We start from the raw sequence: 2,786 nt of genomic DNA, 5'->3' as shown, positions 1-2,786 counted from the left end.
GCCCGTTTAAAATCGTATCGCGCCATAGCGACGCGCTACGATAAACTGAAGCGAAACTACGAAAGCATGGTGGCTTTGGCGTGCGGTTTTTTATGGCTCCCAATGTGAAACGTCAACAGGCCCTAGCGTTTTCCCTTCTGGTATTTGGCCCGCTCTCTGATGCGATTGGCCGCGAACGCATTATGCGTATCACGCTTTTGCTTTCGGGGCTTTGTTCGTTGGCGCTCGCGTTTGCGCCCACCTTTGAAATGTTATTGGCGCTACGCTTGTTGCAAGGGTTTGTGCTCGGCGGTTTACCTGCCGTGGCGATTGCCTGGATGGGCGATGAGTTCAATAAAACGGCGCTACTGAGCACGGTGGGGCTATATATTGGCGCCAACTCGCTGGGCGGCATCAGTGGGCGTGTGGTGGGCGGCGCGGCATCGGATATCGGCGGACCAACGGCAGCGTTTTTAACCGTGGGCGTGCTGACGCTGGTAGGCGGCGCGGTGTTCTGGCTGATGCGCCCTATCAATTGGCGGCGAGCAGCCTGGGGCTGGTGTTTCTGACCTACCTGGGCGGCACCGTCGGTTCGACGCTTTCAGGGCGGTTTGCCCAGCGCTTCTCGCCTGCGGCCTGTATGAGCGTGGGCGTGGCGATCCTAATGCTGGGCACGGCGATCACGCTAGCGGATTCTCTCTTGCTGATTATTCTCGGCCTGACGGTCAACGCCTTCGGGTTCTTTCTGGCCCATTCGCTGGCATCAAGCTGGGTAGGGCGTTACGCCCAAGGCGCGCGGGGCAGCGCTTCGGCGCTGTATCTGGTGTTCTACTACGTGGGGGCTAGTCTGGGTGGTTTCTGGTTGGAGCCGTTCTGGCAATGGGCGGGCTGGCAGGGCGTGGCGCTGGGGTCGTGGCTGCTGCTCGGCGTGACGCTGGTTGTGGCGCTGGGGCTATGGCGTTTTGAGCGCCAGACGCTTTGATATCCTCCCCCTCCGCTCACTCAAAGTAAGCGGTTTTACGCGCAAACTGATAAACGATTTACACAAACAGCAAGCATAAAAAAGGCGACCGCTTGGGTCGCCTTTTCGCATGCTACGGGGTGGCTGAGAAAACAGCCAGGGAGAAGCGCTTAGTGCTGCTCTTCGTCGCCTTCGCCGTGTACATGGCCGTGTTCAACTTCTTCTTCGCTGGCTTCGCGTACTTCAGCGATAGCAACGTCAAAGTTGAGGTGCTGACCGGCGAGCGGATGGTTACCATCAACAACGACGGTATCGCCTTCGATTTTCTTAACGGTGACCATCAACGGGCCGCCCTGCGTTTGAGCTTGGAACTGCATGCCCGGCTCAACGCTTTCAACGCCTTGGAAGGCATCGCGTGGGACTTCTTGCATCAGCTGCTCTTGAACTTCACCGTAACCTTCTTCTGGTGAAACTTTGACAACCAGTTTCTCGCCTACGTCACGACCTTCCAGCTCTTTTTCCAAGCCGGGGATAATATTACCCGCGCCATGGAGATAAGTAAGTGGCTCGCGACCTTCTGAACTGTCTAGCACCTCACCTTCGTCGTTGGTTAGGGTGTAGTGGAACGCGACAACCGAGTTTTGCGCAATTTGCATTTAAGAACCTTTCGGTGAGTGCATGTCTTTGCCATGGTAACGCGGAAAAAGGGCGTTTGTCAGGGGGGAGAGCAGATTTTCACATGGCTTTAAGCGTTGGCGGTATTGCGCCGTGCTATGACCAGGGATACCCTAGCGCCACTCTTTTTGACTTCCCTCTTATTATTACGTGGAGCGTGCTATGACAATCTTTGTAATTTGGGTGATTGCGTTTGTCCTGATTTTATACTTCGCCAATAAGCGTTGGGACAGCGGCGTGAGCCGTGGTCTAGATAAGGTGCTACCTGAAGTGCTGAAATCTCACGGTGAAAATCGTGTGCTCTGGGTAGGTGTGCTAGCCGTGATGGGGGCTACAACCCTGGTGCGTCCAATTGATATTTTGCTGGTGGTTATCCTGCTGGCGATTATCGGTTTAGTTGTAGGCAAGCTTGTGAGCTTAGCTGCGGGTAAAGCCGAGCACTGAAGATATCTCGTGGCCTGCTCTGAGGGCTCATGAGGCCAAACCTAAAAAAACCGGCATACTGTGTATGCCGGTTTTTTTAAGGCTCACTTAACGCACGCGTGGCACGTCGATGGCTTAGTAAGGCGCAACCTGCACGTTACGGCCGCTGCCAATCAAGCGCACGCGTTGACCGGCTTCAAACTGACGGTCAGCACGTTGCACGACCACTACGTCTTCGCCTGAATCGGTACGAATCTCCATTTCCCAGGCGCTGATGCGGTTAGAAGCGTCTTCCGCAGCGGTACCCGCCATGGCGCCGCCTAACGCACCGGCAACGGTGGCTAGATCACGACCGCTGCCACCCCCGATCTGGCGACCTAAAAGCCCGCCGATAATCGCACCGCCACCGCCGCCAAGCAGGTTGCCTGTGCGGCTATCGGCCTGAATTTGAACCGGGCGAATCGCCACGATCGTGCCGTAGGTGACATTCTGGGACGTCTTGGCTTGATTGCCGCTATATACGTCACCTGAATATTGGGATGTATTGGTGCAGCCTGCGAGAGTTAAAAGACTGAGTGCTGCAATAGGGAGAAGGTGTTTCATGGAAGCCTCCGATAGCTTAACCCGCCTCATTCATCGCGGCGGTGGTAGCGCCATTATTGAGCGCTTTACGTCTGCATGGTGGATGCGTTGAGGCTATTTAACGTCTTACCGACGCGATAGTTATGCGAGATAGGCCTTTAGTGTC

At 55.6% G+C, this 2,786-nt stretch carries 3 protein-coding genes and 2 pseudogenes; 3 read left to right on the top strand and 2 right to left on the bottom strand.

Annotation, left to right across the window (positions count from 1 at the left end):
* Positions 1-108, top strand: a pseudogene (locus M8006_RS17445) (IS5/IS1182 family transposase); the annotation flags it as partial.
* Between the two features lie 11 nt (positions 109-119).
* Positions 120-961 (top strand): annotated as a pseudogene (locus M8006_RS17440) (MFS transporter); the annotation flags it as partial.
* A gap of 149 nt (positions 962-1,110) precedes the next feature.
* On the opposite strand, the gene M8006_RS17435 reads toward M8006_RS17440, so the two are convergent.
* The gene (locus M8006_RS17435; protein ID WP_250084448.1) at positions 1,111-1,596 is read right to left on the bottom strand and encodes an FKBP-type peptidyl-prolyl cis-trans isomerase; all 486 of its coding nucleotides are present in this window, start codon (positions 1,594-1,596) and stop codon (positions 1,111-1,113) included.
* 181 nt (positions 1,597-1,777) lie between these two features.
* Between M8006_RS17435 and M8006_RS17430 the strand changes: the two genes are divergently transcribed.
* Entirely contained in the window at positions 1,778-2,059 is a 282-nt protein-coding gene (locus M8006_RS17430; protein WP_250084447.1) for a hypothetical protein, read from the top strand.
* 114 nt (positions 2,060-2,173) lie between these two features.
* Here M8006_RS17430 and M8006_RS17425 read toward each other — a convergent pair whose 3' ends face one another.
* Positions 2,174-2,641 (bottom strand): outer membrane lipoprotein, encoded by a 468-nt coding sequence (locus tag M8006_RS17425; RefSeq protein WP_250084443.1) that lies wholly within the window; start codon positions 2,639-2,641, stop codon positions 2,174-2,176.
* Positions 2,642-2,786 lie beyond the last annotated feature (145 nt).

The sequence above is a fragment of the Halomonas llamarensis genome (assembly GCF_023555005.1).
In the GTDB taxonomy this organism is placed as follows: Bacteria; Pseudomonadota; Gammaproteobacteria; order Pseudomonadales; family Halomonadaceae; genus Vreelandella; species Vreelandella llamarensis.
Note: the sequence above shows the minus strand (reverse complement) of the source record. Positions and strands in the feature narration are given on the sequence as shown.

Coding starts and splice junctions, on each gene's coding strand:
- M8006_RS17435 (WP_250084448.1), bottom strand. CDS start 1,596: ATGCAAATTGCGCAAAACTCGGTTGTCGCGTTCCACTACACCCTAACC.
- M8006_RS17430 (WP_250084447.1), top strand. CDS start 1,778: ATGACAATCTTTGTAATTTGGGTGATTGCGTTTGTCCTGATTTTATAC.
- M8006_RS17425 (WP_250084443.1), bottom strand. CDS start 2,641: ATGAAACACCTTCTCCCTATTGCAGCACTCAGTCTTTTAACTCTCGCA.